The organism is Pseudomonas sp. H26/SER47-MNA-CIBAN-0231, assembly GCF_040310465.1.
Taxonomy (GTDB): domain Bacteria; phylum Pseudomonadota; class Gammaproteobacteria; order Pseudomonadales; family Pseudomonadaceae; genus Aquipseudomonas; species Aquipseudomonas atacamensis.
Genome location: NZ_JBEOPW010000001.1, coordinates 123,865 through 150,412 on the forward strand (window position 1 = coordinate 123,865; position 26,548 = coordinate 150,412).

The following is a 26,548-nucleotide window of genomic DNA, read 5'->3' on the forward strand; positions in this document are numbered from 1 at the left end:
TATCGCGTCTTTCCCTGAGCGCGATTGATGAGGAAATCCCGTGAATATTTTTGAAGCCCTGCGCGAAAGCCACGAGCGCCAGCGCACTTACGCCAAGGCTTTGATCGCGACCAGCGGCGACAGCCCTGAGCGGGTCGAGGCCTACAAGCAGCTCAAAGCAGAACTGCAAGCGCATGAAACCGCTGAAGAGCGGCACTTCTACATTCCGTTGATGGAAATCGACGAAGGCGTGGACCTGAGCCGCCACGCCATCGCCGAACACCACGAAATGGACGAGATGATGGAAGAGCTCGACGAGACCGAAATGTCCAGTCCGGCCTGGCTGGCCACGGCCAAAAAGCTTTCCGACAAGGTTCATCACCACCTCGAGGAAGAAGAGCACAAATTCTTCCAGATGGCCGGCAAGCTGCTCGACGATAAACAGAAAAGCCAACTCGCCGGGCAGTACGAAAAGGAGTATCAGGCGCAACTGTCTGAATGACCAAAGGCGACTCGGCGTGTAGGTGTTCAGCTACACGTTGAGTGCGATGCGTCGTCGAGCACTGGTTATGCATCCAGTGTTTCCTGGCTTTTTACGTCTTGCACACTGGGACTGTGACAAAAGCGCCGATGGACAAAAAATTCACCTCCGTTAGCTTGAAGGCCTCTCCTCGGGAAGGAGAGTTCTCAGATCAACGGAGTGAAGACGATGAATCAGGCAATCCCACAAACCCAACTCAAACACGGTCGTGTCATCTCGCCAGCGAGTCGCGGCGCAGTGGCCATCGACCTCGGCTTGCTAGGCGCCTGGCAAGTCAATGAAATGGAAGGTGGCAAGAACTTTCAGGCCGTAGACGCCGGACCTTTCCCGCAACCTTTCGAGACCGACTCGGACAGCGTCGCGCCGCCGGCCGATGGCTACATTCTCAGCGGCGGCAAGACCGATGCCCGCGATTGCGTCAATTACACCGCCGACGAGATGAGCAAGAAGCTCGGTCGTTCCTTCAGCTGGCCGCTGCTCAACGTCGATCCGGGCCAGATTCTCGAGGTCAGCTGGGCGTACACCGCGCCGCACACCACCCGTGGTTATCGCTGGCTGATCACCAAAGACGGCTGGGATCCCCAGCAACGCATCAGCCGTGCACAGCTGGAAACCCAGCCGTTCTTCGAAGACTTCTACCCGCAAGTGCCGTATTACAGCCATGCTGATGAATTGAAGGCCAAGGTCGATCATCAAGTGAAGCTGCCTGCGAACAAGCAGGGTCATCACGTCATTGTGCTGATGTGGATCGTCGCCAACACCGGCAACGCCTTCTACCAGGCCTTCGACGTCGACTTTCAGTAACCGCGCAGGCTGAAAGAGCCCGGTAGCGCTGCCGGGCTTTTTTTGTCGGCGCAATTGATCGACCATGGCAGTCCCCATGAAGACAGGATCAGACGCGATGTCCAACACAGCCGAACGGGTCAACATCGTCGACACTCAGGTGTTGTCCCACGACTGGTATCTGCTGAAGAAAATCACTTTCGACTACCACCGCAACAACGGTGAATGGCAGCGCCAGACCCGGGAGGTCTACGACCGGGGCAACGGCGCGGCGATTCTGCTGTTCAACCGCGAAAAGCGCACGGTGGTGCTGACCCGCCAGTTCCGTTTGCCGGTGTTCGTCAACGGCCACGATGGATTGTTGATCGAGGTGGCCGCCGGGTTGCTGGAAGGTGCCGCGCCCGAGCAACGCATTCGTGACGAAGCCGAGGAGGAAACCGGTTACCGCGTGCACGACGTGAAAAAAGTATTCGAGGCGTACATGAGCCCCGGTTCGGTGACGGAGAAACTGCACTTCTTTATCGCTGAATACGACGCCGCGTCCAAAGTCAGCGACGGTGGCGGCCTGGAAGAGGAAACCGAAGAGCTGGAAGTGCTCGAATGGGGCTTCGATGAGGCACTGGCAGCGTTTCAACGCGGCGAGATCTGCGATGCCAAGACCATCATGCTGTTGCAGTACGCGGCGATGAACAACCTCTTCGTTTGATGCGGGCAGGAGCTGCCAACGGCTGCGATGGCTCAGCATACTGGCTGAACGGGGAGGCGCAATACGCAAAGCCGGCCATACTGCTTGTTGCTCCTGAAGCGTTGCCCTGCGTTTTGCGCAGTCCCCAAAAACAAAAAGAGATCGACTCATGAAGTACGAACCTTTGGCCAGATCGCTCATTGCGACCTCTCTGGCGCTCAGCTGTCTCATGGCTCACGCGGCATCGGTGGCGCCGGTGGCGGCGGAAAACGGCATGGTGGTCACCGCGCAACATCTGGCGACCCATGTCGGCGTCGATGTTTTGAAAAACGGCGGCAATGCCGTGGATGCGGCAGTGGCCGTGGGCTATGCGCTGGCGGTGGTCTATCCGGCTGCGGGCAACCTTGGCGGTGGCGGGTTCATGACCATACAACTGGCGGACGGGCGCAAGACCTTTCTCGATTTCCGTGAGAAAGCGCCGCTGGCAGCGACCGCCAACATGTATCTGGACAAGGACGGTAACGTCATCCCGGACCTGAGCACCCGCGGGCACCTGGCCGTCGGGGTGCCGGGCACCGTGTCCGGCATGGAGCTGGCGCTGAGCAAATACGGCACCAAACAGCGCAAGGAGATGATTGCCCCGGCGATCAAACTGGCCGAAGACGGTTTCGAGCTGCAGCAGGGCGATGTCGAGCTGCTCGAATACGCGACGGATGTGTTCAAGAAGGACATGCGCGATTCCGGCTCGATCTTCCTCAGCAACGGCGAGCCGATGCAGGTCGGGCAGAAACTGGTGCAAAAGGATCTGGCGAAAACCCTGCGGACAATCTCCGACAAGGGCGCCGACGGCTTCTACAAAGGCTGGGTCGCCGATGCAATCGTCACCTCCAGTCAGGCCAACAAAGGCATCATCAGCCAGGCCGACCTGGACAAATACAAGACTCGCGAACTGGCCCCGGTTGAGTGCGATTATCGCGGCTATCACGTGGTCTCGGCGCCACCGCCAAGCTCCGGCGGGGTGGTGATCTGCCAGATCATGAACATTCTCGAAGGCTATCCGATGAAGGACCTGGGCTTCCATTCCGCTCAGGGCATGCACTACCAGATCGAAGCGATGCGCCACGCATACGTTGATCGCAACAGCTACCTCGGCGATCCGGATTTCGTGAAGAATCCGATCGAGCACCTGCTGGACAAGAATTACGCGACCAAACTGCGCAACGCCATCCAGCCGCAGAAGGCCGGCGTGTCGGCTGAGCTCAAACCCGGTGTAGCGCCGCATGAAGGCAGCAACACCACGCACTATTCGATCGTCGACAAGTGGGGCAATGCCGTCTCGGTCACCTACACCCTCAACGACTGGTTCGGCGCGGGCGTCATGGCGAGCAAGACCGGGGTGATTCTCAACGATGAAATGGACGACTTCACTTCCAAGGTCGGCGTGCCGAACATGTACGGGCTGGTCCAGGGGGAGGCCAATGCCATCGCACCGGGCAAGGCGCCGCTGTCGTCGATGAGTCCGACCATCGTCACCAAGGATGGCAAAGTGGTGATGGTGGTCGGCACGCCAGGTGGTAGCCGGATCATCACCGCGACCTTGCTGACCATGCTCAACGTCATCGATTACGGCATGGGCCTGCAGGAAGCGGTCGACGCGCCGCGCTTCCATCAGCAGTGGATGCCGGAGGAAACCAACCTCGAAGACTTCGCCGCCAGCCCGGATACGAAAAAAATCCTGGAAAGCTGGGGCCACAAGTTTGCCGGCCCGCAGGATGCCAACCACATCGCCGCGATTCTGGTCGGCGCGCCGTCACTGGACGGCAAACCGGTTGGCAAGAATCGCTTCTACGGCGCCAACGATCCACGGCGCAATACCGGCTTGTCTTTGGGTTACTGAGCGGAGTAAAAAGGGGCGGGCTCAGGTCCGCCCCATTCTCAAGGATTGATCAAGGAAGGCTCGACATGACCACCGCATTACTGATCATCGACGTCCAGCAGGCGCTGTGTGCTGGTGAATATCAGTGCTTTGAAATCGACCGCGTGATCGCCACGATCAATGATCTGAGCCAACGCGCCCGCGACGCTGGCGTTCCGGTGGTTTTGATTCAGCACGAAGAAAAGGACGGTCCATTCGTGCATGGTGCGGACGGTTGGCAACTGGCTAACGGTCTGCTGACTTCGACGAAAGACTTGCGTGCAGGCAAAACCACCGGGGATTCTTTCTACCAGACCGATCTCGGCAAGCTGCTGCCCAGCGAGGACTTCGAACGCCTGATCATCTGCGGCCTGCAAACCGATTACTGCGTCAACGCCACGGTGCGCAGCGCGCATTCACTGGGTTACGACATCGTCGTCGCGCGGGATGCGCATTCGACGGTCGATAACGGCAACATGAGCGCCGAGGACATCATTGCCGAACACAACAAGGACTTCGCCGCCCTGACCAGTTCCGTGGCACGAATCGACGTCAAACCGGCAGCCAAAATCAGTTTCTGAACTCACACAAAACCCCTGTGGGAGCAGGCTCTACGACAACGGCGATTTACGGCAGCAGCACTGGCATAATCCCCGCCGCCCGAAGAATGGAATCTCTCATGTTCGCTATCTACCTGCGTCACGCCGTGGCGCTGACATCTCTCGTCCTCGCCTGCACCGCCCATGCCAGCAGTTTCGATTGCACCGACGCCTCCGGCAAAACCGAAAAAGCCATCTGCACTGATCCCTACCTCTCAACCCTCGACGACAAACTCGCCGAGCAATGGCGGACCACGCTGGGCAAAGTTGCCGACCCCAAAACCCTGAAAACCGACCAGCGTCAGTGGCTGAAAAACCGCAACGCCTGCGGTGCCCTGAGCGCGTGTCTGCGGCGCGAATACCTGATGCGCCTCACTGAGCTCGAACACGCGGTTCAGCCATTCAGTTGGGATGCCACCTGGCAACTGATTCCGCGCGGCACCTCCACCTCGGCGACCCTTGTCACCCAACGTCGTGATGCCACGCATATCGCCATCGATATCTCGGCAGGCGAGGGCGCCAATTCCGGAGACTTGACTGGCGTTGCCATACTCACGGATGGAACAGCCGTGTACGCCGAGGACGCCTGCAAACTCGCCTTCACGCCCATCAATGGCGTACTGAACGTCACGCAAACCGGTGCGGACTCCGACTGCGGCGGAGGCATGGGCGTGTATTACGCCGGTCGGTATGTCGCCTCCGAACAACCGCTGAAGCTGGATTACGATCTGCTCAGCCTGGGTCTGGCTCGCACGCCCGCAGAAGATCAGGTACTGCGTTCGCTGCTCAAGACCGACTACCAAAAACTGGTAGAGACCTCCGGTTCCTTGCAGGTCGGCGAAGAGTCAAAAGATGTGCCCGATGCTCAGGTTGTAGAAATGTGGATGCGCGGTCTCGGCGGCATCGGCATCCTGATGAGCGCGGCCGACGCGCAGGTCTGGCTGATCTTCAAAAGCTACGATGACCAGGGCCATGAACATCTGCGGTACTACACCAACGTGGCGAAGTGGAAGAAGCGGCTGCCCGATGTGCTGCAGGGCTGGTATGACCGCATGCAAGAAAGTCAGTCGTCTCTGGTTCTGGAAATGAAGCCCTGAGCCACAACTCCATCCGCCTCACGCAATAACCGCTCAATCTGCGCCAATTCCCATGTGCTGAGCAGACTCACCGGGTCCGTGCCATAACGCTGCCACGTGTCCAGCGTCGCTTCATCCCCGGCGCAGTTGCGCGCGTATTCACAGTGATGCAAGTGTCCCTCGGCGAAGTCCAACCGCAGATGCCAGCCGTCGATATCAACGGCAATCAGCCCGGTCTCGGACATTACCTGGCAGACTTCGAACCCAAGCACGCCCAGCGCAGCTTCGCGCAGACGCTGACACACATCCCGGGCGGACAAATACGCTGACATGCTGCGACTCGATTCAATGGACAAGTCAGCAAGGATAAGCCCCGAGCCGGCCAGTGTCAGTGTTTCACTGGCCCGAGGCTGAACAATTCCGTAACATTCGCCTCCCTCTTTTTTTCGAAAACAGCAGCCGTGCCCGACGGCCGCTCAGTCAGGTAAGCCATGAAACCGATTCGTCTGCGCGCCGATGTCCTCGCCGGACTCACCACCTCGTTCGCGCTGTTGCCCGAATGCATTGCTTTCGCGCTGGTCGCGCATCTCAATCCGCTGATGGGCCTGTACGGCGCGTTCATCATTTGCACGCTGACGGCGTTGTTTGGCGGCCGACCGGGCATGGTTTCCGGTGCGGCGGGTTCGATGGCGGTGGTGATCGTCGCGCTGGTGGTGCAACACGGCGTGCAATATCTGCTGGCAACGGTGCTGCTCGGCGGTCTGATCATGATGGCGTTCGGGCTGTTGCGCTTGGGCAAACTGGTGCGCATGGTGCCGCATCCGGTGATGCTCGGTTTCGTCAACGGCCTGGCGATCATCATTGCCCTGGCGCAACTGGAGCACTTCAAAAGCGGCGAGCACTGGCTCAGCGGTACTCCGCTGTATCTGATGACCGGGCTGGTGCTACTGACCATGGCCATCGTTTACATCCTGCCGCGCCTGACCAAAGCGGTACCGCCGGCCCTGGTGGCGATCCTGGGTGTCGGCCTGCTGGTCTACCTGTTCGGGCTGCCGACCCGCACCCTCGGCGACATGGCGCACATTGCCGGCGGTCTGCCGACTTTCGCCATGCCGGACATTCCGTGGAGCCTGGAAACGCTGCGCATCATCGCCCCGTACGCGATCCTGATGGCGATGGTCGGCCTGCTGGAAACCTTGCTGACACTGAACCTGACCGACGAAATCACCGAAACCCGTGGCTATCCGGACCGTGAGTGCGTAGCGCTTGGCGCGGCCAACATGGTGTCCGGGGCGTTCGGTGGCATGGGCGGTTGCGCGATGATCGGCCAGACCGTGATCAATCTCAGCTCCGGCGGGCGCGGGCGCTTGTCCGGCGTGGTTGCCGGTGTGCTGATTCTTTTGTTCATTCTGTTTCTGTCACCGCTGATCGAGCGTATTCCGCTCGCCGCGCTGGTCGGGGTGATGTTCGTGGTGTCGCAGCAGACTTTCGCCTGGGCGTCGTTGCGGGTGATCAACAAGGTGCCGCTGCACGATGTGCTGGTAATCATCGCGGTGACCACCATCACCGTGTTCACCGATCTGGCCACGGCCGTGCTATGCGGGATCATCATCGCCGCGCTCAACTTCGCCTGGCAGCAGGCGCGCGAACTGTATGCCGATGAACATCTGGAGGCCGACGGCAGCAAGCTCTATCGCCTGCACGGCACGCTGTTCTTTGCCTCGACCACGCCGTTTCTCAATCAGTTCGACCCGGCCAACGACCCGGCCAGAGTGACGCTCGACTGCCGACACCTGAGCTTTGTCGATTACTCGGCGATCGCCGCATTGAAAACCCTGCGTGAACGCTACGCCAAGGCTGGCAAGCATCTACAGGTGTTTCATCTGTCGGAACGCTGCAAGAAATTACTCAAGCGCGCCGGCGTCGATCACGACTGACGCCGCTGGTTTTGCGTCCTTGAGCCAGGTCTTGCCGAGAATCCGCGAGACCTGTTCGGCGGAGTAGGGCTTGGCGAGAAATTCGAAACCTTCGTACCCGCTGCGCGCCAGTTCTTCGCTGTAGCCGGAGGTCAGAATCACCGGCAGATCCGGGCGGCGCTGGCGCAGTTCCTTGGCCAACGCGACACCGGTGATGCCCGGCATGACTACGTCGGAAAACACCGCATCGAACGCGCTGGCATCGCTGCCCGCCAACTGCAGGGCTTCTTCAGCGTTGGTTGCCCATGCGGTTTCATAGCCCAGATCCTGGAGGATCTGGTTGGCGAAACGGCCGACATCGAGATTGTCTTCGACCACCAGCACCCGGCGTTTTTCGCAGGCCGGCTGCACCTCGCCATCGTCCTCTGCCTCGTCCATTTCTGCCTCGATCGCCGGCACTTGCGGCAAATACAAGGTGAATTCGGTGCCTTGACCAAGGACGCTGGAAACATCGACGTTGCCGCCCGATTGCTTGGCGAAGCCGAACACCTGCGACAGCCCCAGCCCCGTGCCTTTGCCGACAGCCTTGGTGGTAAAGAACGGCTCGAAGATGTGTTCGAGGGTGTGTGCGTCGATGCCGGCACCGGTGTCGGCCAGGGCAATCGACACGAAATGGCTGCTGGACCCAGCGTGGCCGCGAATCGGCGGCAGCGCTTTATGGCACTCCAGGCGCAATTTCAGCTCACCCTGACCATTCATGGCGTCGCGAGCGTTCAGGGCGATGTTGATCAACGCGGTTTCAAACTGACTGAGATCGACGCGGATGTAGCAGGGGTGATCCGGGCGCTCGACGCAGACGTGAATCTGCGCGCCGGTGACCGATTCGAGCATTTCGCCAATATTGGCCAGCCGTTCGCCGGCATCGACCACCTGCGGATTGAGCGGCTGACGGCGAGCGAAGGCGAGCAACTGGCTGGTCAGCTTGGAAGCGCGCTCGACGGTGTCGGACACCGCGCGCATGTAGCGCTGGCGGCGTTCTTCCGGCAGGTTGGGCTGGCGCAGAAAGTCCACCGACGAACGAATGATCGTCAGCAGATTATTGAAGTCGTGGGCGACGCCGCCGGTTAGTTGGCCGATGGCTTCGAGCTTCTGCGACTGGCGCAACGCCGACTCGGCCTGGGCCAGACGCAGGCTGCGCTCTTCGACCCGTTGCTCCAGCGTGGCATTGAGTTCAGCCAGTGCAAGCAGGCCCTCGCGCACGTTGGCATCGGCGCGCACCCGTTCGATGTGCGCCCAGCAACGTTCGGTGACTTCGCTGAGCAGCGCCTGTTCGAAGCTCGACCAGACACGCGGCACTTTGTCGTGAATGGCCATTAACGCGGTAAGGCGACCTTGCTTGATCAGCGGCACGCAAATGGTGGCGGTGATGCCTATGCCCTGAAAGGTCGCTGATTCTTCCGGCGGCAATTCGCTGCGGTTGTCGTGGATCACCAAAGGTTGACCCGCGCGCAGAAGACGTACTGCTTTCTCGCCGAAATCGCGCAAACGGTAGTGGCCGACGATGCTCGGCGAACCCGGCGCTGCATAGTCGCCGCGAATGGTGAAGCCATCCTCGTCGGCATCCATGTCGGCGTAGGCGCAGTTGGACAATTGCAACTGCTCGACCATCAGCCGCGTGCTTGCCGCCAGGATTGCTTGCGCATCCGTGGCATTGGTCACCGCTTCGCCGATGGCATCGAGGACGGCCAGGCGTCGGTTGAGATAAACGGTTTGGGTGGTCTCGGTGACTGTGTCGATCATGCCGACGACATTGCCGTGGGAGTCGCGAATCGGGCTGTAGCAAAAAGTGAAGAACGCCTGCTCCGAGCCTTTGCCGCGTTCGATCTGCAGAGCGAAGTTTTCGATGTAAGTGGCCTGGCCGGCGTACGCGGCCTCAGCAATCGGGCTGATCTCGTGCCAGGCTTCCTTCCAGATGTCGCTGAAAGGGCGTCCCAACGCGTGCGGCTTGTCGCCGAGAATCGGTACGAAGGCGTCGTTATAGAGAGTAATGAGTTGCGGGCCCCAGACGATCGCCTGAGGGAAATGCGAGGCGAGACTGAGCGAGACAGTGGTCTTGAGTACATCGGGCCAGTTTTCCAACGGGCCGAGGGGCGAATTTGCCCAGTCGTGACGGCGGATCTGTCCGGCCATCTCGCCGTTGTCTTGCAACCAGTCTGTCATGGGGTTCGTGTCTTTCCGGGGCATTTGTCTGAGAACAAAGACCTGCGCACAGGCTGTTTGGTTTCAGCGCACCAGACACTGTTTGCGCTGCGAATTATTCTGACCTACATCATGGCAGCAAAAAACAGCGGTGGCGAAAAGAGCGTCTTTTCGCCACCGGTTTTATCTTCGGATCGTGAGCGACTGCTCAGGCCTCGACGGCCGGGAAATCAATGTCGGTCAGCGCCGTGTTGTTCAGGTAGTTGGTCAATGTCTGCACGGCCACCAGGGCAATCACTTCGATGATCTTGCGGTCATCGATACCGGCAGCGCGGGCAGCGGCCAATTGTTCATCGCTCAAGTGGCCACGGGTTTCGGTCAGTTGGCGGGCGAGGGCAGCGTAGGCATTCAGTTCGCCATGACGTGCCGCGACGATGTCCTGCGCCGACAGCCCGGCCTTGCCGGCAAACACCGTGTGTGCGGACAGGCAATAGTCGCAACCGTTGACCTGCGAAGTGGCGAGGTAGATGGCTTCTTTCTCTTTGCCGCTCAATGAGGTCTTGCCGAGGATGGCCGAGGCTTGCAGGTAAGTGTCGAATGCAACCGGCGCCTGGGCGAGGGTGGTGAAGACGTTGGGCAGGAAGCCGATTTTTTTCTTCACGCCTTCCAGTGCAGGACGGGTGGCATCGGTGGCGGTGTCAAGGCTGATTGCAGGGATGCGGCTCATGGTGATTCTCCGAAATTCCGCAGCGAAGTGCAGCGGCGATGGAGAGATCTTAGGGGCTGCCAATGGCGCCTTGGCGGCAAATCGTCGAGGATATGCGGCAGATCGTCCAGATATGCCTTCGGGAGTCAGCCATGGATCGCCTTTCCACATTACTTAGTCATTTCGGTGTGAACGCCGGCACCTTCCATAGCGGCGCGTTTTGCGGCGTGAGCGTTCACGAAGGCGAGCCGGTCGGGCACGTGCATGTTCTGCAAGCCGGGGCGTTGCTGCTCAAACCGGGCAACGAGCGGGAAATTCGTCTGGACGAACCGTCGCTGATTTTCTTTCCCCGGCCGTTTACCCATCGGATGTCTGCCGACGAAGCCATGGCCAGCCAGGTGGTGTGCGCCTCGCTGACCTTCGACGGTGGCTCGGGCAATGCCCTGGCCGCCGCGTTACCGGACTATCTGGTGTTGAAACTCACCGATATCCCGGAATTGCGCAGCACCCTTGACTGGCTGTTCAACGAAGCCTTTGAAGGACATTGCGGGCGCGTGGCGGTGATGGATCGCCTGTTTGAATTGCTGGTGATTCTGCTGCTGCGCCATCTCATCGGCAGTCGTGATCAGCAACCGGGCATGATGGCCGGACTGGCTGATCCGCGCGTGTCTCGCGCCTTGAACCTGATCCATGAGCAGCCGCACAAGCCTTGGAGTGTCGCTGATCTCGCTGCGGCGGCGAACCAGTCCCGCGCCGGTTTTGCCGAGCAGTTTCGCCGGGTGGTCGGGCAGACACCGGCCGATTACCTGTTGAGCTGGCGCGTCAGCCTCGCGCAGAAACGCCTGCGCGAGGGTCGGCCGATTGCACTGATTGCCGAGGAGGTTGGATACGAAAGTCCGTCGGCGCTGGCCCGGGCCTTTCGGCGCAAGACCGGTCTCAGCCCACGACAATGGAAAGCCGAACACTGAACATTACCTGGCGAATTTCTTCGCTCCGGCCACGCAAAGAATCACCCCCAGCGTGACGCCGAGCATGCCGACACTGACCTGCTCATGCAGCAACGTCGCCGCCAGTGCCAGACCAAAAAACGGCTGCAGCAACTGCAACTGCCCGACCGCTGCGATTCCGCCCTGGGCCAGACCGCGATACCAGAACACGAAGCCGATCAGCATGCTGAACAGCGACACGTAGCCCAGGCACATCCACGCAGGCAAGCTGATGTCGGCGAACGAGCCGGGCGCCAGCCACAGGCTCAGCACTGCCATCAGCGGTAACGACAACACCAGCGCCCAGCAGATCACCTGCCAGCCGCCGAGGCTGCGCGACAGTTTCGCGCCTTCGGCGTAACCGAGGCCGCAGGCCAGGATCGCCGCGAGCATCAGCAGATCGCCGGTGGGCGAGGCGCTCAAGCCTTGGGACAGGGCAAAGCCCACCACCAATGCGCTGCCCAGCACCGAAAAGATCCAGAACACCGGCCGTGGCCGCTCACCGCCACGCAAGACACCAAACATCGCCGTGGCCAGCGGCAGCAATCCTACAAACACGATCGAATGCGCTGACGTTACGTGCTGCAATGCCAACGCGGTCAGCAGCGGAAAACCCAACACCACGCCCAGCGCCACAATCAACAGCGACAGCCACTGATGGCGCGACGGTCGCGGTTGCTTGAACAACAGCAGAAGTCCGACGGCCAGTGCGCCGGCGATCGCTGCTCGCACCACGGTCAGAAACACCGGATCGAATTCCAGCACCGCCAAACGTGTGGCCGGCAGCGAACCGCTGAAAATCAGCACGCCGATAAAACCGTTGATCCAGCCACTGGTTTTTTCCAGTGCCGGATTGGCCGCAGTCGATGTTGTGTGCATGTGGGTCGCGCTCAAAAAGTGGCTTGTGTCGCCGTGATCCTAGGGCGGAGAATCAGCACAATCAAAAAATTGTCATGGATACAGCCGACATGCCGCGTTCCCGTTACAAGACTCTGGTTGACCGCTATGCGGCAGACATTCGTGGCGGACGATTGGCGCCGGGCACGCGACTGCCAACGCATCGGCAGCTGGCGAGCCAGGAAGGTCTGGCGCTGGTTACCGCTTCACGGGTTTATGCGGAGCTCGAAGCGATGGGCCTGGTCAGTGGCGAAGCCGGGCGCGGCACGTTTGTTCGGGAAACGTCGCTGGCGCCGGGGCAGGGCATCGATCAGAAAGACGTGGCGGTCGGCATGATCGACCTGAATTTCAACTATCCCTCGTTGCCAGGTCAGGCTGAACTGTTGCGCACGGCGTTGCGGCAACTGGCGTTGTCCGGTGATCTGGAAGCGTTGTTGCGTTATCAACCCCACGCCGGACGTGCCCACGAACGCGCCTCGGTGGCGCGACATTTGTCGACACGCGGCGTGACCGTTGAAGCCGACCAGGTGCTGATCGTCAATGGCGCTCAGCAAGGTTTGGCGGTGACGCTGATGGCCCTGCTCAAACCCGGCGATGTGATCGCCGCCGATGCGCTGACCTATTCGGGATTCAAGGTGCTGGCCGACGCGCTGCATCTGGAGGTGCTGGCGATCCCGATGACGGAGCACGGCCCGGATTTGCCGGCACTGGACAGACTCTGTCGCCAGCGTGCGGTGCGCGCCGTATACAGCATGCCGACGCTGCACAATCCGCTGGGCTGGGTCATGCCACTGGAACAGCGCGAACGATTGGTGGCGATTGCCCGCCGCTATGATCTGACACTTATCGAAGATGCTGCCTACGCGTTTCTGGTGGAAAACCCGCCATGTCCGTTGATTGAACTGGCACCGGAACGGACGTTTTACGTATCGGGCCTGTCGAAAAACATCGCCACCGGTTTGCGGGTCGGCTTCATTGCCGCGCCGCTTCCTCAAGTGTCCGCACTGGAGCGAATCATTCGCGCGACGACATGGAACACGCCCGGGGTGATGACCGCCATTGCGTGCGGTTGGCTCGACGACGGCACCGTCACCGTGCTTGAGGAGCAGAAGCGTGGTGATGCCATGGCCCGGCAGACGTTGGCGGCCGAGGTGCTGAAAGGGCTGCGCTACATTGCTCATCCGGCCTCGTATTTTCTGTGGTTGCCGTTGCCCGAAGATGTGCGTGCCGATCAGATCGTGGTCGAGTTGATGCACCAGCAGATTTCGGTCACCAGCGCCGAGCCGTTTTCGCTGTCGGCCAATACGCCCCATGCGATTCGTCTGGCGCTCGGCTCGGTGGACATGCACGTGTTGCGTCAGGCGTTGATCACCGTCAGAACGATTGTCGGCGCTTATCTGTAAACTGCGCCCACGCCATGCAAAGCGAGGTTTGGACTGTTCAATGAAATTCACCACAGCACTGCTTTTCGCCTTGATCTTCAGCACCAGCGCACAGGCTGAGGGCGATCCTGAGGCCGGGGCGAAAATCTTTCCGCGTCTGTGCGGCGGTTGCCATCAGGTTGGCGAGTCGGCTCGTTCGGGGTTTGGTCCGCAGCTCAACGGCGTCATTGGCCGGGCTGCGGGGACTTCGGCCAATTATGTTTATTCCGATGCGATGAAAAACTCGGGGATTACCTGGGATCGGGCGACGTTGAAGGCTTATCTCGAGGATCCGAAAGGGGTGGTGTCGGGGACGCGGATGATTTTCTGGGGGCTGAGTGATGAGGAGAAGTTGAATAATTTGTTGGCTTATCTGCAAAAGTTCAGCCCTGAATCAAGGTAGGAGCGGAGTACATATCCATTGCTGCGGTAACGGCTGCTTAGGGTTCCGCCCTTACGGCGGGTCACCTTTTTTGCTTTTCTGTGGGAGCGAGCCTGCTCGCGAAAGCGGTTCTCCAGCCGACCCATATTTCCGCATTTACCCAATCCCTGTGGGAGCTGGCTTGCCAGCGATGGGGGCGGTGAGCCGGCCTGTCTCTGGTTGATATACGCCGGTGTCAGTGGGCATGGAACGCAACCTGATTGCGCCCCGCAGCTTTCGCCTGATACAGCTGCTGATCGGCGCGTTTGATCAGGGCCGTGTGGTTGTTGTCTGCCGGATCTGCCAGGCCAAGGCCAATACTCACCGTGACGTTGCCGACGCCCGGAAACTGCGCTTCGGCGACTGCCGTGCGAATCTTTTCGGCGACGACTTCCGGGGTGTCAGGTTGCGCGACTTCCGGCAGCAGTACGGCGAACTCTTCGCCGCCGTAGCGGGCGACGAAATCGGTGCTGCGTACGCTGTTCTGGATCAAGGTCGCCAGTTGTTGCAGGACCTCGTCACCGACCGCGTGGCCGTGGCTGTCATTGATGCGTTTGAAGTGGTCGGCATCGATCAGCAGCAGGGCAAACGGGCGTCCGGTGCGTCGGGACAGCAGCGAATACTCAGTGATTTTTTCTTCAAAACGGCGACGGTTGTAAGCGCCGGTCAAGCCGTCATGTGTGGCCAGACTCAGCAGTTCGGCGTTGGCCTCGGTGAGTGCGGCGGTGCGTTGCGCCACGGTGGCTTCCAGCGAGGCGTTGGCTTCTTGCAGTTCGCGTTCCTTGCCGAGCAGTGATTGCGTCATTGCGTCGATGGACTGGCCGAGCTGGGCGATTTCCAGTACCGGATGCTGGAGCTGGAACTGCGCGCCGGACTGGTTGTTCTGCACCTGTTTGGCCGAGTGCGCGAGTTGTTCGATTGGGCGGCTCAGGTACAGCGCCAAGTAATAAGCCACGAGACCGAAAACGATGGCGGCGAAAACGCCGAGTATCAACAGTTCATATTGCAGCGTTCGCGCCGGTTGCAGCGCAGTCTCCAATGGCTGGCGAATGGCGATCGACCATGATAGCGCCGTGCCCGATGGCGTCGGCACGGTGACCATGCTGGTCAGGTAACCGTTGGCCGCCGTCCAGCCCGACAATACCGGATCGTTGGTCGCCAGCTGCTGGCCCATCAGCGCTTCGGGGTAGAGCACCTTGCCATCGTGATCGACAATCAGCGCCTGGATATCCGGCGCCGAGTTCTTGTGGGAAAACGCTGCCGACTCGACGATGCGCGTTACCCAACTCCAGTGTGCATGTGCGCCCAGCACGCCAATCACCTGTCCTTCGGCATTGTGGATTGGCGCGGCGAAATCGATGAAGCGCAGCGGCTCGCCATTGGGCAGGCCCGGCAACAACTTGGCCAGCAACACTGCTTCGTGGGGATCGCCGGTGTATTGCCGGTGTAGGCCGATCTGGAACCACGGGCGTTTCTGCACCGATTGACCGACCAGCAGATCATTGACCGCCTGGCGCACATTACCCTCGGCGTCGGTGACGCCCATCCACGCATATTCGGCGCGCGCCTGGGTGCGCAACTGCATCGACTTGAGGATGGCTGGGTTGTCCAGATCGCCACGCTCCAGATGCGGCGCGCGACTGAGCAGATAGACCTCCAGTTGCCGCTCGCGCAGTTGCTCACCCAACAACGTCGCCGCCGAGCGCGCCGTGTTCAGCAAGGCGTTGCCGCTGGCCTGTTTCATTTGTTCGGTGGCGATATGACCGACATAAAAGCCGACGCTCAATAACGTCAGCAGGGACAAACCGCCGAACCACAGGGTGAGATGGCTACGCAGACTGGCTTTGAACATGGAGGCGGGTGTCTGTCTTTATTGAAGTGGCGCCATGGTATGCGACATCGCCGACGGCGGGCCAGCGAACGGGTTCAAGTAAATACAAAGAAGATTGATGCCAATGAGCCATCATTTTGTTTAGAATGCGCGCCGCCCGAGAGACGGATCCCGGGCGTTTCCCCATGGAGTTTTACTGTGAAATACCTCAGCAAAGTAGTCGCCGCCGCACTGTTCGGTGTGGTTCTGGCAGGTTGCACCGGCGCCCCGATGAAAACCGCCCATTACGACAGCAACCAATACACCGTGGTTGGCCACAGCGAAGCATCGGCCACCGGCCTGCTGCTGTTTGGCATCATCCCTATCCGCCAGAACAGCCGATTTGTGCGCGCGCAAAACGCGGCCATCCAAGCCAAGGGCGGCGATGCAATGATCAACACACAGGTTCAGGAAAACTGGTTCTGGGCCTGGGTTCTGACCGGCTACACCACCACCATCTCCGGTGACGTGGTCAAGCTGAAAACCGCGCAATAAGCGACGGCTGAATGCAAAAAAGCCCGGCTGATCAGGCCGGGCTTTTTCATGGGTGTTGCGGTCATGCAGTAGATTCATGCAACGCGGCGTTCGATCAGACGATCCGAACCACCTTCGGCAACGCGGCGTTCGATCAGACGATCAGAGCCACCTTCAGCGACGCGGCGTTCGATCAGACGATCCGAACCACCTTCAGCAACGCGGCGCTCGATCAGACGATCCGAACCACCTTCAGCAACGCGGCGCTCGATCAGACGATCAGAGCCACCTTCAGCAACGCGGCGCTCGATCAGACGATCCGAACCACCTTCGGCAACACGGCGTTCGATCAGACGATCCGAACCGCCTTCGGCAACACGGCGTTCGATCAGACGATCCGAACCGCCTTCAGCCAGACGGCTTTCGATCAGCTTGTCCGAGCCGCCTTCAGCGACCAGGGTGTGAGCAGGCGTTACTGCAAAAGCGTTAACTGCGAAAACCGAGAAAGCGATGCCGAGAAGGGTTTGGCGTTTCATGATCGTGTGCTCCAGAAAGTTGTTTGTTTGTCTGGAGCCGATGTTACGCCGCGCAGTTTTTATGAGAACTTCATTGACGTGATGGTGAACATCGACGCCGATGATGTTTGCCAGGAGCGTTGATTCAGAGCGCTTTCGCCCGGATGCACAACTCGCCGCTGGCACGAATCAGCGCCAGGTCGTGCAGCGCATCGGCGGCCAGAGTGCCGCGGACATCGGCCAGCCATGCCGGGCAATTCGGATCCTGACGATAGGGCGCGAAGGCGGCGTACTGCTGCAACAAGCGCTTTTGCAGTTCATCCAGGCGCGGGCGGATCTGTTTGCCCAGATCCGGACGCGGTGTGTCCGGTGCAGCACCTGCCGCTTGCCATTGCGCGAGCAGACCGTATTGCACCAGTTTGTTCGCTTCCATCTGTGCGGCGATCAGTTGCGCGATGTCGTCCGGATCGAGTTTGTGTTCGGTGGCCAGAGTTCGGGCATTGGCGATGACCTGCGCCTCGCGCGGGCTGTCCTGAATAGGCTTGCCGCTGTCCCATTTGGTCAACGCAACCAGATCACCGATGCTCAGGCGTTCATTCAAAGTGGCCAGTAGCGGTTTTAACGAAGCAGGCGCCGCTGCGGGTGCGGCTGCCTGAGTGTAGGCGGCCGACAGAGCGAGGAGGGAGCCAAGCAGAAAATTTGCAACGTTACGCATGAACCGAGCCTCAATAGTACGTGTCGACAGAGTCGCTGATTTACCACAGCCGCAACACTGACACAAAGCGATGCGCGGCATTTACACAAATGCAAAACAGACAATCAACACCGTCTGGAAATGTTGATTGCACGCTGCACGCAACTCACCGAAGCTATCGTCAATCAGGCCTGCCGCCGTCGAGATGGACCTCCATTCAATGCATAGCGCCACCTTCGCCAAACCGCTCTGGCAAACCTATCTGCTGTTTCTCGCGCCGATGGTGCTGTCGAACTTCCTGCAATCGATGTCCGGGACGGTCAACAGCATCTACATCGGTCAGATGCTCGGCACCCAAGCGCTTGCGGCCGTATCCGGCATGTTTCCTGTCGTGTTCTTTTTCATCGCCCTGGTCATCGGCCTCGGCGCTGGCGCAGGCGTGTTGATCGGCCAGGCGTGGGGCGCGCGCGAAACGCACATGGTCAAGGCGATTGCCGGAGCGACGCTGCTGCTGGGTGTGTTGATCGGTTTGGTCGCGGCGGTGCTGGGCACGGTGTTTGCGCGCCAGGCACTGACGGGGTTAGGCACGCCGGCGGATGTACTCGATGACGCGGTGGACTATGCCCGCGTCATGTTGTGGATTTTGCCATCGCTACTGGTATTCGTGCTTTTCACCCAATTGCTGCGTGGGGTCAGCGATACGCTGTCGCCGCTGCTCGCGCTGATCGTCTCCACCGCCGTGGGGCTGGCGCTGACGCCAGCGTTGATTCGCGGCTGGCTGGGTTTGCCGCCATTGGGCATTCAGAGCGCGGCGTATGCCGGGCTGGCGGGGAATCTGTCGGCAATGGTGTGGCTGGCCTGGCGGCTGATCCGCAAGGGCCATCCGCTGGCGCCGGATCGAGAGTTCTTTGCCGCATTGCGACTGGATCGGGTGATTCTCGGCAAGGTCCTGCGCATCGGCCTGCCCACCGGGGTACAGATGATCGTCCTGTCGTTATCGGAGCTGGTGATCCTGGCACTGGTCAATCAGCACGGCTCGCAAGCGACGGCGGCGTATGGCGCAGTAACGCAGATCGTCAACTATGTGCAGTTTCCGGCGCTGTCGATTGCGATCACCGCGTCGATTCTCGGTGCCCAGGCAATCGGCGCCGGGCATCTGCAACGCATGGGGCCGATCCTGCGCACCGGGCTGTTGATCAATGTGTGCCTGACCGGTGGCCTGATTGTGCTGGGTTATCTGTTATCGCACTGGTTGCTGGGCCTGTTCCTGACCGAGGACTCGACCCGGGCGATGGCCGAGCATCTGCTGCACATCATGCTCTGGAGCCTGTTGGTGTTCGGCTTCCAGGCCATCATCGGCGGGATCATGCGTGCCAGCGGCACAGTCCTGGTGCCGGTGGTCATTTCGATTATCTGTGTGGTCGGCGTGCAGTTGCCGACGGCTTACTGGCTCGACGGGCAGTTCGGTTTGCAGGGTGTGTGGATGGCGTTTCCGGTTGCCTATTTGGGGATGCTGATTTTGCAGACCCTGTATTACAAATTGGTGTGGAAGCATCAGAAGATTGAGCGGTTGATATAGGCGCTGGCATAACAACGGGTTGTTTGCTTAAGTCAACCAAGGCCCTCGACGACACACGCCGCCCGGAGAATGTCATGACGTTGCGATTGCTGCTGGTTGCCGCGTTTACATCGTGCGTCATGGTCGGTGCGCAGGCGGCTGAATATAACCGGGTCAACACCAGCGCCAGCCAGATCAGCTTCACCTATCAGCAGATGGGCTCGCGAATGTACGGCACCTTCGGCAAGTTCGAGGCGACGCTGGACTTCGATACCGACGACCTCGGCAAAGCCCAGACCACGCTGCATATCGATCTCGCCAGCATCGATGCCGGCAGTGAAGACGCCAATACCGAACTGGTGAAACCGGCGTGGTTCGACACCGGGAAATTCCCGCTCGCGGTGTTCAAGTCCAGCCGTTTTACTCAAGTGGACGAGCATCGTTACCAAGTCGCCGGTCAGCTCACGCTCAAGGGCATCACTCGCGAGGTCGAGGTGCCGGTGGAGTTGAAACCGGACAACGCCATCGGCATCTTCGACGGTGAGCTGGTGCTCAATCGAGAGGAGTTCGGCCTCGGCGCGGGGGAGTGGGCTGACAGCGTGGTGTCGAGGGACATCAACATCAAATTCAGGGTGGTGGCGCCACAACAGTGACGGTTCAATAGATCCGGCACGGTATGATGTCGCGGTTCGTCGACGGCTCTGATCATCGGCAACGTTTTTTATCGCCGGAGTTTGCCCATGCCACGCATCACCCACTACACCTCCCCATGCCCGGAAAGCGTCAACAGCCAGATCCTGCAAATGGTCGTCGATTACCTGACCGACATCAGTGCGGTCGGCCTCGGCCCGAGCAATCTGCTGTACAACGTTTATCAGTACGCGGTGGGTTATGAGGTGCATCTCTACCTTGAGGCGTTGAACGGCCAGAAGGGCACCGAGGTGGAATTGCTGGTGGCCACTAACGATGAAAACCCGGAGCAAGTCATCGGATTTCTCATCTGTCTGCCGGTGCAGGGCGATTGGGAGGCGTGCAGCGTCGCGTACATGGCGGTGCGTGAAGGCCATCGGCGTCAGGGTGTGGCGCGGGCGATGCTCGCGGACATGGTCGGGCGCTATCCGCATGCGGAACTGGCCTGCAGCATTGGCAAGGTGCCGTATTTCGAGGCACTGGGTTTTGAAGTGATCGGCCAGCGCGAAACCCAGGTGCTGATGAGCACGCGGCATTACCGCAGCAACGGCCTGCGCGGGTTCATCGACACCACGCCGATCTATCGCTCGCTGGAAGTGCAGCAGATTCACACCTATCTGCTGCAGAAGAACGGCAAGCGCGCGATGCTCGATGCGGAAAAACAACGCGATCGCCATCTCGACCAGACCAGCCGCCACGTAGAAGAATTTGTCCGCCAGCGCCTGACTCTGCATTGACCGGGAGCGTGCAATGGACGACTCAAGTACCGCCAGTCGTCCCTGCACAATGCCGCTTCATGCCGGGCGCGATCCCGGCCAACCGGATTTTTTCAGCGCCGCCAGAAGCGTCTGAGCATCCAGGCCCGGCACCGAATGACCGTTGCCCTCGCTGCTGTTGCTGGCGAGCAGGGCATTGATGATCGCTTCTTCAACGGCTTCGGTCGCGGCCAGAAACAGCTCGCTGATGTGGTCGTTGTTGACCATGCGCAAACCGTCGCAGGTGGCTGCGCGTTTAGCCTCGTAAGCGGCAGGCGGGACGTGATCATTGCCGGTGGCGAAGGCAATGAAGATGTCGCCGCTGTGGTCTTCGTTACCGCCGCCGGTACGCGCCAGGCCCAGGCTGGCACGCTGTGCCAGACGCGTGCATTGATGGGGCAGCAGCGGCGCATCGGTCGCCAGGCAGACGACGATCGAGCCCATGCCCGGGTGCGGCAGCGCTGCTCGCAGGAACGGTGAGTCCTTCTGTTCCATATAGCGCCCGACCGGGTAACCATCGACGCGTAATTCACTGCGAATGCCGTGGTTGGCTTGCACGATCGCGCCGACGGTCCAGCCTCCCTGGGCAGCACTCAAACGGCGCGATGCGGTGCCGATGCCACCCTTGAATTCGTGGCAGATCATGCCGCTGCCACCACCCACCGCACCTTCGCCTACCGGCCCATCCACGGCGCCGTTCAGCGCCTCGGCGACATGCTCGGGTTTGACGTGAAAGCCGTTGATGTCATTGAGCAGTCCATCAAAGGTCTCCAGCACCACCGGCATATTCCAGTAAAGCCGCCCGTCATCCGGCTGCTGCTCTCGGTCCAGCACTATCAGCGCATCACGCACCACACCGAGGCTGTGGGTGTTGGTAAAGGCAATCGGACTGGTCAGCAGACCGGCCTCGCGAATCCATTCCAGCCCGGTCGCATCACCGTTGCCATTGAGTACATGCACGCCGGCAAAGCACGGTTGCTGGCTGGTCGAGCCGGGGCGCGGCTCGATCAGCGTGACGCCGGTGCAGATGTCACGGCCGCTGCTGCTGCGACCACGTACATTGCTGTGACCGACGCGCACCCCCGGCACATCGGTAATGGCGTTGAGCGGGCCGGGTTGCATCTGGCCAATCAGGATATCGAGATCACGGGCACGCGGATTCATAAGATTCAGTCTCTTCATTGAAAAGGTCGGGCGGCTTACCGCTCGGATGAGGCAGGCAGATTTCTTGCGCGGTTACTGGCCGTTCTTGACCTTGCTCCACACCCGCGTACGCACGCGTTCGGCGGCTTTGGGCAAGGGTTCGAGGGTGTAAAGCGTGGCCATGGCGGCAGGGGACGGGTACACCGCCGGGTTGTCGCGAGTGGTTGCTGCCACCAGCGTTGTCGCGGCGCGATTGCCATTCGGGTACGACAGGTGATCACTGACCGGTGCGATCACTTCCGGTCGCAGCAGGTAATCGATAAACGCCAGGCCTTGGGCGCGATTGGGGGCGTCCTTGAGCAGCACCAGAGTGTCGAACCACACCGGCGCGCCTTCCTTGGGCAGGCTGTAGGCGATCTTTACGCCGTTATTGGCCTGTTCGGCGTTGGTCTTGGCTTCGAGCATCGCCCCGGACCAGCCAACCGCCACGCAGATATTGCCGTTGGACAGATCGCTGATGAACTTCGAGGAGTTGAAGTAGGCGATGTGCGGGCGCAGCTTGAGCAGCAGTGCTTCGGCTTTTTTGTAGTCTTCGGGGTTGGTGCTGTTGGGCGGCAAGCCCAGATAATGCAGGGCGACCGGCAGCATTTCCGACGGCGAATCGAGCATCGCCACGCCGCACTCGCCCAGTTTGGCCAGATTGGCTTCGTTGAACAGCAACTCCCAGGAATCCACCGGCGCTTTGTCACCCAACACGGCGCGGACTTTTTCGACGTTGTAGCCGATGCCGTTGGTACCCCACAGGTAAGGCACGGCGTACTGATTGCCCGGATCGTTGACCGCGAGTTTTTTCAGCAGATCGGGGTCGAGGTTTTGCCAGCCTGGCAGTTGATCGCGAGGCAATGGGGCGAGGGCGCCGGCCTTGATCAGGGTCGGCAGGCTGAAGTTGCTCGCCACGACAACGTCGTAGCCGCTGCGGCTGGTCATCAGTTTGCCTTCGAGCACTTCGGCGCTGTCGAAGGTGTCGTACACCGGCCGGATGCCGCTGTCGCGCTGGAAATCATGCAGGGTGTTCGGCCCGATGTAGTCGTACCAGTTGTAGACGTGCACGCTCGGCACGTCGGCTGCCATGGCGGCCGAGGAGAGACAAAAACAGGCCAGCAGGCCCGGGTTGATAGATCCACGGTGACGACGCATGATGCGGCACTCCTGGCCTGTCGCAGGCCGGTGATGAACTGGAGTGGTCAGGCTAACGGGCCGGTCACACCAGCCCCATTCCCATCATGGGTTACTCGAAAGGGGTAGTGCGTGGACGCGTTGTTGCAGGAGTTGCCGGTGCATCAGGGTCTGGCGCGGGTATTTACCCAGCTCGGGCAGGACGGTTTCTGGCGCGCGCTGGTCGACACCCTGCGCCTGCTGGTGCCGCTGGACAATGCCCTCGTCGCCCTGATGCAGGCCGGCCAGCCGCCGCGTTTGCTGATCGACTTCGACAGCAAGGGCTACGTGGACGATCAGCAGGAGCTGGCCGGTTATACCGCCGGCATGTACCTGCTCGATCCGTTTTATCAAGCCGCCGTCAGCGGGATCAGCGACGGCCTGCACAGCCTGGCGTCCGTTGCGCCGGATCAGTTTCTGCACAGCGAGTATTACCAGAGCTACTTTCGTGCCGTGGTGGGCGAGGATGAATTACAGTTTCTGATCAACGTCGAAGGCGCGGTACTCGGCTTGTCCCTGGGCCGCTCGACCGCGTTTGGCATGGCCGAGCAGGGCCGGCTCTTGTGCGTTCGTGACTGGGTATTGGCGGCGATGCGTCGCCACATGCAGTTGCTGCCGCCGCAAGGGCCGGTGGCTGAAGCGGTGGTGGGTGATCTGGCGACGTTGCTGGACCGTTTCGATGCCCGGCTGACCGCGCGCGAGATCGACACGGCGCGCCTGATCCTGCAGGGCTTTTCCAGCAAGGCGATGGCCCAGCAGATGAGGATTTCGCCGGAGACCGTGAAGGTGCATCGGCGCAATCTCTATCACAAGCTCAATGTCACCGGGCATGGTGAGTTGTTTGCACTGGTGCTGCGGCCGACGGTTTTTTGATCCACACAGAACTTGTGTGGGAGCGAGCCTTGGTGTTTCAGCTGATGCGCTGGAAGACCAGGGCTTTCAGGCCGCTCTCTGGATCGATATCGGGAAACTCTGGCGGGTTGTCCAGCCGATGCTCGAAGCGCAGGCTCGGCGCTTCCTGGGTCACGCCATCAATGAGAAAGTCGGAACCGAACGACGGGTCGTTCATGCACGCCAGCACCGTGCCTTGCGCGGTCAGCAGTTCCGGCAAGCGGCGCAACACCCGTTGATAATCCTTGGTCAGCAAAAAGCTGCCTTTCTGAAACGATGGCGGGTCGATGATCACCAGATCGTACGGGCCGCTGTTGATCACTTTGCCCCAGGATTTGAACAGGTCGTGGCCGAGAAAGCTGACCTTGCTCAGGTCGTGGCCGTTCAGGCGGTGATTGTCGCGACCTCGGCTCAGCGCGGCGCGGGACATATCGAGGTTGACCACATGGCTGGCGCCACCCTCGATTGCCGCCACGGAAAAGCCGCAGGTGTAGGCGAACAGGTTCAACACCCGCTTGCCCGCCGCCTGTTCGCGCACCCAGTTGCGGCCGTAACGCATATCGAGAAACAGCCCGGCGTTCTGCTTGCGCCCCAGGTCAACGCGGTACTGCAAGCCACCCTCGACAATGGTCATTTCTTCGATTTCCTCACCGATCAGCCATTCGGCCGTGCTTTGCGGCAGATAACGGTGCTGGATCAGCAAAGTGTGCGCGCCGGATTGCTGCCATTCGGCCGATGCAGCGAGTTGCAGCAGTAAATCCCGCAGATCCTGCAGTTGCTCAGGCGCCGGTTCCTTGAAAAGCGACACCAGTACCACGCCCTGCAACCAGTCCACGGTCAGCTGCTCCAGCCCCGGCCAGCAGCGCCCGCGGCCGTGAAAAAAACGGCGGGTTTCGCTGGGCGCCGTTGCCAGTGCGGGCAGCAAATGAGCGTGGAGGGTCGCGAGCGCTTCAGGGGTCATGGATCAGGATCGGCCAGTCAAAGGGCCGGCATTTTAACCACAAATGAGGGGATTCGATGGGCGCTGCGCTTCGAAAAACAACACCTTGGCGAAATCCTCTGTATCAAAAATGAATTTCTACAGGGCGCGCTGCTCATACCTGATAAGCAGCGGATTCAAAACCGCTTATCAAAAATGTAATTCGGGGGAGTGCTGTTCATGTGCCCTACACCTACGTCGAGCGCGCACCTTCCTGGCGGGTTGATTCTGATTGTCGAGGACGATCCGTTGATTCTGGAGTTTCTTTGCGAAATTCTCCAGGAGGAAGGGTTCAAGGTCGAACCGAAAACCAGCGCCGACGCTGCGTCGCTGTATCTGGAAAAGCACGCGGCGGACGTTGCGCTGCTGCTGACCGACATCACCATGCCCGGCACGCTTAACGGCGCCGACCTGGCCAATCTGTTCGGCGACCGCTGGCCGGAGAAACCGGTGATGGTCATGTCCGGCTATGAAACGCCTGAGACCTCCGGGGTCAAGCATTCGGTGGCGTTCATCAAGAAGCCGTGGGCGATCGGACAGTTGCTCGACTGTGTGGAAAGCGCGTTCAAATCCAAGGCGCCGCAGTTGCACTGACAAGTGCTACATTGCCGGGCCAGGCTGCCCGGCCAACTGTCAGAGGATTTGCTCTCTTGTCTGCACAAGCATCGGTTTTTGATCGCGCGTTCGGCGCGTTCCTGTTCGACATGGACGGCACCGTCCTCAACTCCATCGCCGCCGCCGAGCGCATCTGGTCAGCGTGGGCGGTGCGCCATGGCGTTGATGTCGAGACGTTCCTGCCGACCATCCATGGCGCGCGGGCGATCGACACCATCACCCGGCTGAATCTGCCGGGCGTGGATGCCGAGCAACAGGCAGCTTTCATCACCGCAGCGGAAATCAATGACGTTGAAGGCATTGTCGAGATTCCTGCGGCGGCAGCCTTTCTCAACGCGCTGCCGAAAAATCGTTGGGCGATGGTGACGTCGGCGCCTCGCGATCTGGCGTTGCGGCGGATGGCGGCGGCGGGTATCCCCGAGCCGGCGGTGATGATCACGGCGGAAGATGTAAAGGCTGGCAAGCCTGATCCCTCCGGTTATCTTTTGGCAGCGAAAAAGCTTGGCGTTGAACCGGCGGACTGTCTGATTTTTGAAGACGCCACGGTTGGTATTCAGGCTGCGGAAGCGGCGGGCGCTGCACTGATGATCATCACCACCACGCACCAGCACCCGATCGAAACGGCGCATGCGACGTTGGCCAGTTACGATGCGATCGGCGTCAGGGTCGGCGCCGATGGTCTGCTTCGTCTGACGGAAATCTGATCTGTTCCGAAATGCCCCTCACCCTAGCCCTCTCCCGGAAGGAGAGGGGACTGACCGGGGGATATTCAGGTAATACGCCGAATTGAAAAGTCTTCTCTGAATCCATAATCGCTATGGTCTTTCAGGTCGACGTCAAGTTCAGCACAACTCGATCGGTTCCCTCTCCCCCGGGAGAGGGCTAGGGTGAGGGGCTACGGTCTGCCAGACACAGGGGATCGTCGATCAAACCACATCCCCGTCACCGGTCGGCAGCTCAACCATGCCGGCAATATCGCAACTACGCTGATCCATGCTTGTGAAATCGTCGCCAAAGTCGAGCGC

27 protein-coding genes are annotated in these 26,548 nt (G+C 60.3%); 17 read left to right on the forward strand and 10 right to left on the reverse strand.

Features of this window, described 5'->3' with window-relative positions:
• The first annotated feature begins 40 nt into the window (after nucleotides 1-40).
• From AAEZ10_RS00545 to AAEZ10_RS00570, 6 genes are all read left to right on the forward strand, one after another.
• Nucleotides 41-481, forward strand: coding sequence for a hemerythrin domain-containing protein (locus tag AAEZ10_RS00545; RefSeq protein ID WP_024013399.1), 441 nt, complete (start codon nucleotides 41-43; stop codon nucleotides 479-481).
• Between the two features lie 207 nt (nucleotides 482-688).
• Nucleotides 689-1,324: a lytic polysaccharide monooxygenase auxiliary activity family 9 protein gene (locus tag AAEZ10_RS00550; RefSeq protein WP_350566932.1), complete on the forward strand. Its 636-nt coding sequence runs from the start codon at nucleotides 689-691 to the stop codon at nucleotides 1,322-1,324.
• Nucleotides 1,325-1,421: 97 nt separating this feature from the next.
• Complete coding sequence (locus AAEZ10_RS00555) at nucleotides 1,422-2,009, forward strand: NUDIX domain-containing protein (RefSeq protein WP_073471287.1); 588 nt, start codon at nucleotides 1,422-1,424, stop codon at nucleotides 2,007-2,009.
• A gap of 148 nt (nucleotides 2,010-2,157) precedes the next feature.
• Nucleotides 2,158-3,885, forward strand: coding sequence for a gamma-glutamyltransferase (gene ggt, locus AAEZ10_RS00560; RefSeq protein ID WP_122508069.1), 1,728 nt, complete (start codon nucleotides 2,158-2,160; stop codon nucleotides 3,883-3,885).
• Between the two features lie 65 nt (nucleotides 3,886-3,950).
• Complete coding sequence (locus tag AAEZ10_RS00565) at nucleotides 3,951-4,484, forward strand: cysteine hydrolase family protein (RefSeq protein ID WP_073471285.1); 534 nt, start codon at nucleotides 3,951-3,953, stop codon at nucleotides 4,482-4,484.
• 98 nt (nucleotides 4,485-4,582) lie between these two features.
• Nucleotides 4,583-5,599: a lysozyme inhibitor LprI family protein gene (locus AAEZ10_RS00570; protein ID WP_073471284.1), complete on the forward strand. Its 1,017-nt coding sequence runs from the start codon at nucleotides 4,583-4,585 to the stop codon at nucleotides 5,597-5,599.
• Here the strand turns inward: AAEZ10_RS00570 and AAEZ10_RS00575 are convergent.
• Complete coding sequence (locus AAEZ10_RS00575) at nucleotides 5,566-5,910, reverse strand: DUF7693 family protein (RefSeq protein WP_073471283.1); 345 nt, start codon at nucleotides 5,908-5,910, stop codon at nucleotides 5,566-5,568. The genes AAEZ10_RS00570 and AAEZ10_RS00575 overlap by 34 nt on opposite strands.
• A 159-nt stretch (nucleotides 5,911-6,069) precedes the next feature.
• On the opposite strand from AAEZ10_RS00575, the gene AAEZ10_RS00580 reads away from it, so the two are divergent.
• On the forward strand, nucleotides 6,070-7,515 hold the full coding sequence (locus AAEZ10_RS00580; protein WP_039762277.1) for a SulP family inorganic anion transporter: 1,446 nt from the start codon (nucleotides 6,070-6,072) through the stop codon (nucleotides 7,513-7,515).
• Here AAEZ10_RS00580 and AAEZ10_RS00585 read toward each other — a convergent pair.
• Both AAEZ10_RS00585 and AAEZ10_RS00590 read right to left on the reverse strand, forming a co-directional pair.
• Nucleotides 7,483-9,714: a response regulator gene (locus tag AAEZ10_RS00585; RefSeq protein WP_350566938.1), complete on the reverse strand. Its 2,232-nt coding sequence runs from the start codon at nucleotides 9,712-9,714 to the stop codon at nucleotides 7,483-7,485. The genes AAEZ10_RS00580 and AAEZ10_RS00585 overlap by 33 nt on opposite strands.
• Before the next feature lie 187 nt (nucleotides 9,715-9,901).
• A complete protein-coding gene (locus AAEZ10_RS00590) occupies nucleotides 9,902-10,420 on the reverse strand; it encodes a carboxymuconolactone decarboxylase family protein (RefSeq protein ID WP_071172875.1) in 519 nt (172 codons plus the stop codon).
• Between the two features lie 131 nt (nucleotides 10,421-10,551).
• Here AAEZ10_RS00590 and AAEZ10_RS00595 point away from each other — a divergent pair, with 131 nt between their 5' ends.
• Nucleotides 10,552-11,367, forward strand: coding sequence for an AraC family transcriptional regulator (locus AAEZ10_RS00595; RefSeq protein WP_071172874.1), 816 nt, complete (start codon nucleotides 10,552-10,554; stop codon nucleotides 11,365-11,367).
• Between the two features lie 3 nt (nucleotides 11,368-11,370).
• Here AAEZ10_RS00595 and AAEZ10_RS00600 read toward each other — a convergent pair whose 3' ends face one another.
• Nucleotides 11,371-12,264 (reverse strand): DMT family transporter, encoded by an 894-nt coding sequence (locus tag AAEZ10_RS00600; RefSeq protein WP_350566942.1) that lies wholly within the window; start codon nucleotides 12,262-12,264, stop codon nucleotides 11,371-11,373.
• 89 nt (nucleotides 12,265-12,353) lie between these two features.
• Between AAEZ10_RS00600 and AAEZ10_RS00605 the strand changes: the two genes are divergently transcribed.
• Nucleotides 12,354-13,685 carry an aminotransferase-like domain-containing protein gene (locus tag AAEZ10_RS00605; RefSeq protein WP_350566945.1) on the forward strand — a complete coding sequence of 444 codons (1,332 nt, stop codon included), beginning with the start codon at nucleotides 12,354-12,356 and terminating at the stop codon, nucleotides 13,683-13,685.
• 40 nt (nucleotides 13,686-13,725) lie between these two features.
• Nucleotides 13,726-14,106: a c-type cytochrome gene (locus AAEZ10_RS00610; protein WP_350566948.1), complete on the forward strand. Its 381-nt coding sequence runs from the start codon at nucleotides 13,726-13,728 to the stop codon at nucleotides 14,104-14,106.
• A gap of 214 nt (nucleotides 14,107-14,320) precedes the next feature.
• Here the strand turns inward: AAEZ10_RS00610 and AAEZ10_RS00615 are convergent, their stop codons facing one another.
• Nucleotides 14,321-15,976 carry a sensor domain-containing diguanylate cyclase gene (locus AAEZ10_RS00615; RefSeq protein ID WP_350566951.1) on the reverse strand — a complete coding sequence of 552 codons (1,656 nt, stop codon included), beginning with the start codon at nucleotides 15,974-15,976 and terminating at the stop codon, nucleotides 14,321-14,323.
• 177 nt (nucleotides 15,977-16,153) lie between these two features.
• Between AAEZ10_RS00615 and AAEZ10_RS00620 the strand changes: the two genes are divergently transcribed.
• Nucleotides 16,154-16,489 (forward strand): hypothetical protein, encoded by a 336-nt coding sequence (locus AAEZ10_RS00620; protein WP_024013386.1) that lies wholly within the window; start codon nucleotides 16,154-16,156, stop codon nucleotides 16,487-16,489.
• Between the two features lie 74 nt (nucleotides 16,490-16,563).
• On the opposite strand, the gene AAEZ10_RS00625 is transcribed toward AAEZ10_RS00620, so the two are convergent.
• Nucleotides 16,564-17,004 (reverse strand): phage infection protein, encoded by a 441-nt coding sequence (locus tag AAEZ10_RS00625; protein WP_323167565.1) that lies wholly within the window; start codon nucleotides 17,002-17,004, stop codon nucleotides 16,564-16,566.
• A gap of 124 nt (nucleotides 17,005-17,128) precedes the next feature.
• Entirely contained in the window at nucleotides 17,129-17,698 is a 570-nt protein-coding gene (locus AAEZ10_RS00630; protein ID WP_350566955.1) for a chorismate mutase, read from the reverse strand.
• Nucleotides 17,699-17,897: 199 nt separating this feature from the next.
• On the opposite strand from AAEZ10_RS00630, the gene AAEZ10_RS00635 reads away from it, so the two are divergent.
• The 3 genes from AAEZ10_RS00635 (at nucleotide 17,898) to AAEZ10_RS00645 (ending at nucleotide 20,662) form a co-directional block, all read left to right on the forward strand.
• Nucleotides 17,898-19,256 carry an MATE family efflux transporter gene (locus tag AAEZ10_RS00635; protein WP_350566958.1) on the forward strand — a complete coding sequence of 453 codons (1,359 nt, stop codon included), beginning with the start codon at nucleotides 17,898-17,900 and terminating at the stop codon, nucleotides 19,254-19,256.
• Nucleotides 19,257-19,330: 74 nt separating this feature from the next.
• Entirely contained in the window at nucleotides 19,331-19,888 is a 558-nt protein-coding gene (locus AAEZ10_RS00640) for a YceI family protein (protein WP_073471273.1), read from the forward strand.
• An 87-nt stretch (nucleotides 19,889-19,975) separates the two neighbouring features.
• A complete protein-coding gene (locus tag AAEZ10_RS00645; protein WP_110645518.1) occupies nucleotides 19,976-20,662 on the forward strand; it encodes a GNAT family N-acetyltransferase in 687 nt (228 codons plus the stop codon).
• 57 nt (nucleotides 20,663-20,719) lie between these two features.
• Here the strand turns inward: AAEZ10_RS00645 and AAEZ10_RS00650 are convergent, their stop codons facing one another.
• Complete coding sequence (locus AAEZ10_RS00650) at nucleotides 20,720-21,844, reverse strand: DmpA family aminopeptidase (RefSeq protein ID WP_350566962.1); 1,125 nt, start codon at nucleotides 21,842-21,844, stop codon at nucleotides 20,720-20,722.
• 72 nt (nucleotides 21,845-21,916) lie between these two features.
• On the reverse strand, nucleotides 21,917-23,020 hold the full coding sequence (locus AAEZ10_RS00655) for a polyamine ABC transporter substrate-binding protein (protein WP_110645520.1): 1,104 nt from the start codon (nucleotides 23,018-23,020) through the stop codon (nucleotides 21,917-21,919).
• A 111-nt stretch (nucleotides 23,021-23,131) separates the two neighbouring features.
• On the opposite strand from AAEZ10_RS00655, the gene AAEZ10_RS00660 reads away from it, so the two are divergent.
• The gene (locus AAEZ10_RS00660; protein ID WP_350566965.1) at nucleotides 23,132-23,911 is read left to right on the forward strand and encodes a helix-turn-helix transcriptional regulator; all 780 of its coding nucleotides are present in this window, start codon (nucleotides 23,132-23,134) and stop codon (nucleotides 23,909-23,911) included.
• A gap of 37 nt (nucleotides 23,912-23,948) precedes the next feature.
• Here the strand turns inward: AAEZ10_RS00660 and AAEZ10_RS00665 are convergent, their stop codons facing one another.
• The gene (locus tag AAEZ10_RS00665; RefSeq protein WP_350566968.1) at nucleotides 23,949-24,890 is read right to left on the reverse strand and encodes a class I SAM-dependent methyltransferase; all 942 of its coding nucleotides are present in this window, start codon (nucleotides 24,888-24,890) and stop codon (nucleotides 23,949-23,951) included.
• A gap of 198 nt (nucleotides 24,891-25,088) precedes the next feature.
• Here AAEZ10_RS00665 and AAEZ10_RS00670 point away from each other — a divergent pair, with 198 nt between their 5' ends.
• Both AAEZ10_RS00670 and AAEZ10_RS00675 read left to right on the forward strand, forming a co-directional pair.
• Nucleotides 25,089-25,502, forward strand: a complete 414-nt coding sequence (locus tag AAEZ10_RS00670) for a response regulator (protein ID WP_071171792.1) — start codon at nucleotides 25,089-25,091, stop codon at nucleotides 25,500-25,502.
• Between the two features lie 56 nt (nucleotides 25,503-25,558).
• Entirely contained in the window at nucleotides 25,559-26,227 is a 669-nt protein-coding gene (locus tag AAEZ10_RS00675) for an HAD-IA family hydrolase (protein WP_350566972.1), read from the forward strand.
• The last annotated feature ends 321 nt before the right edge of the window (nucleotides 26,228-26,548 follow it).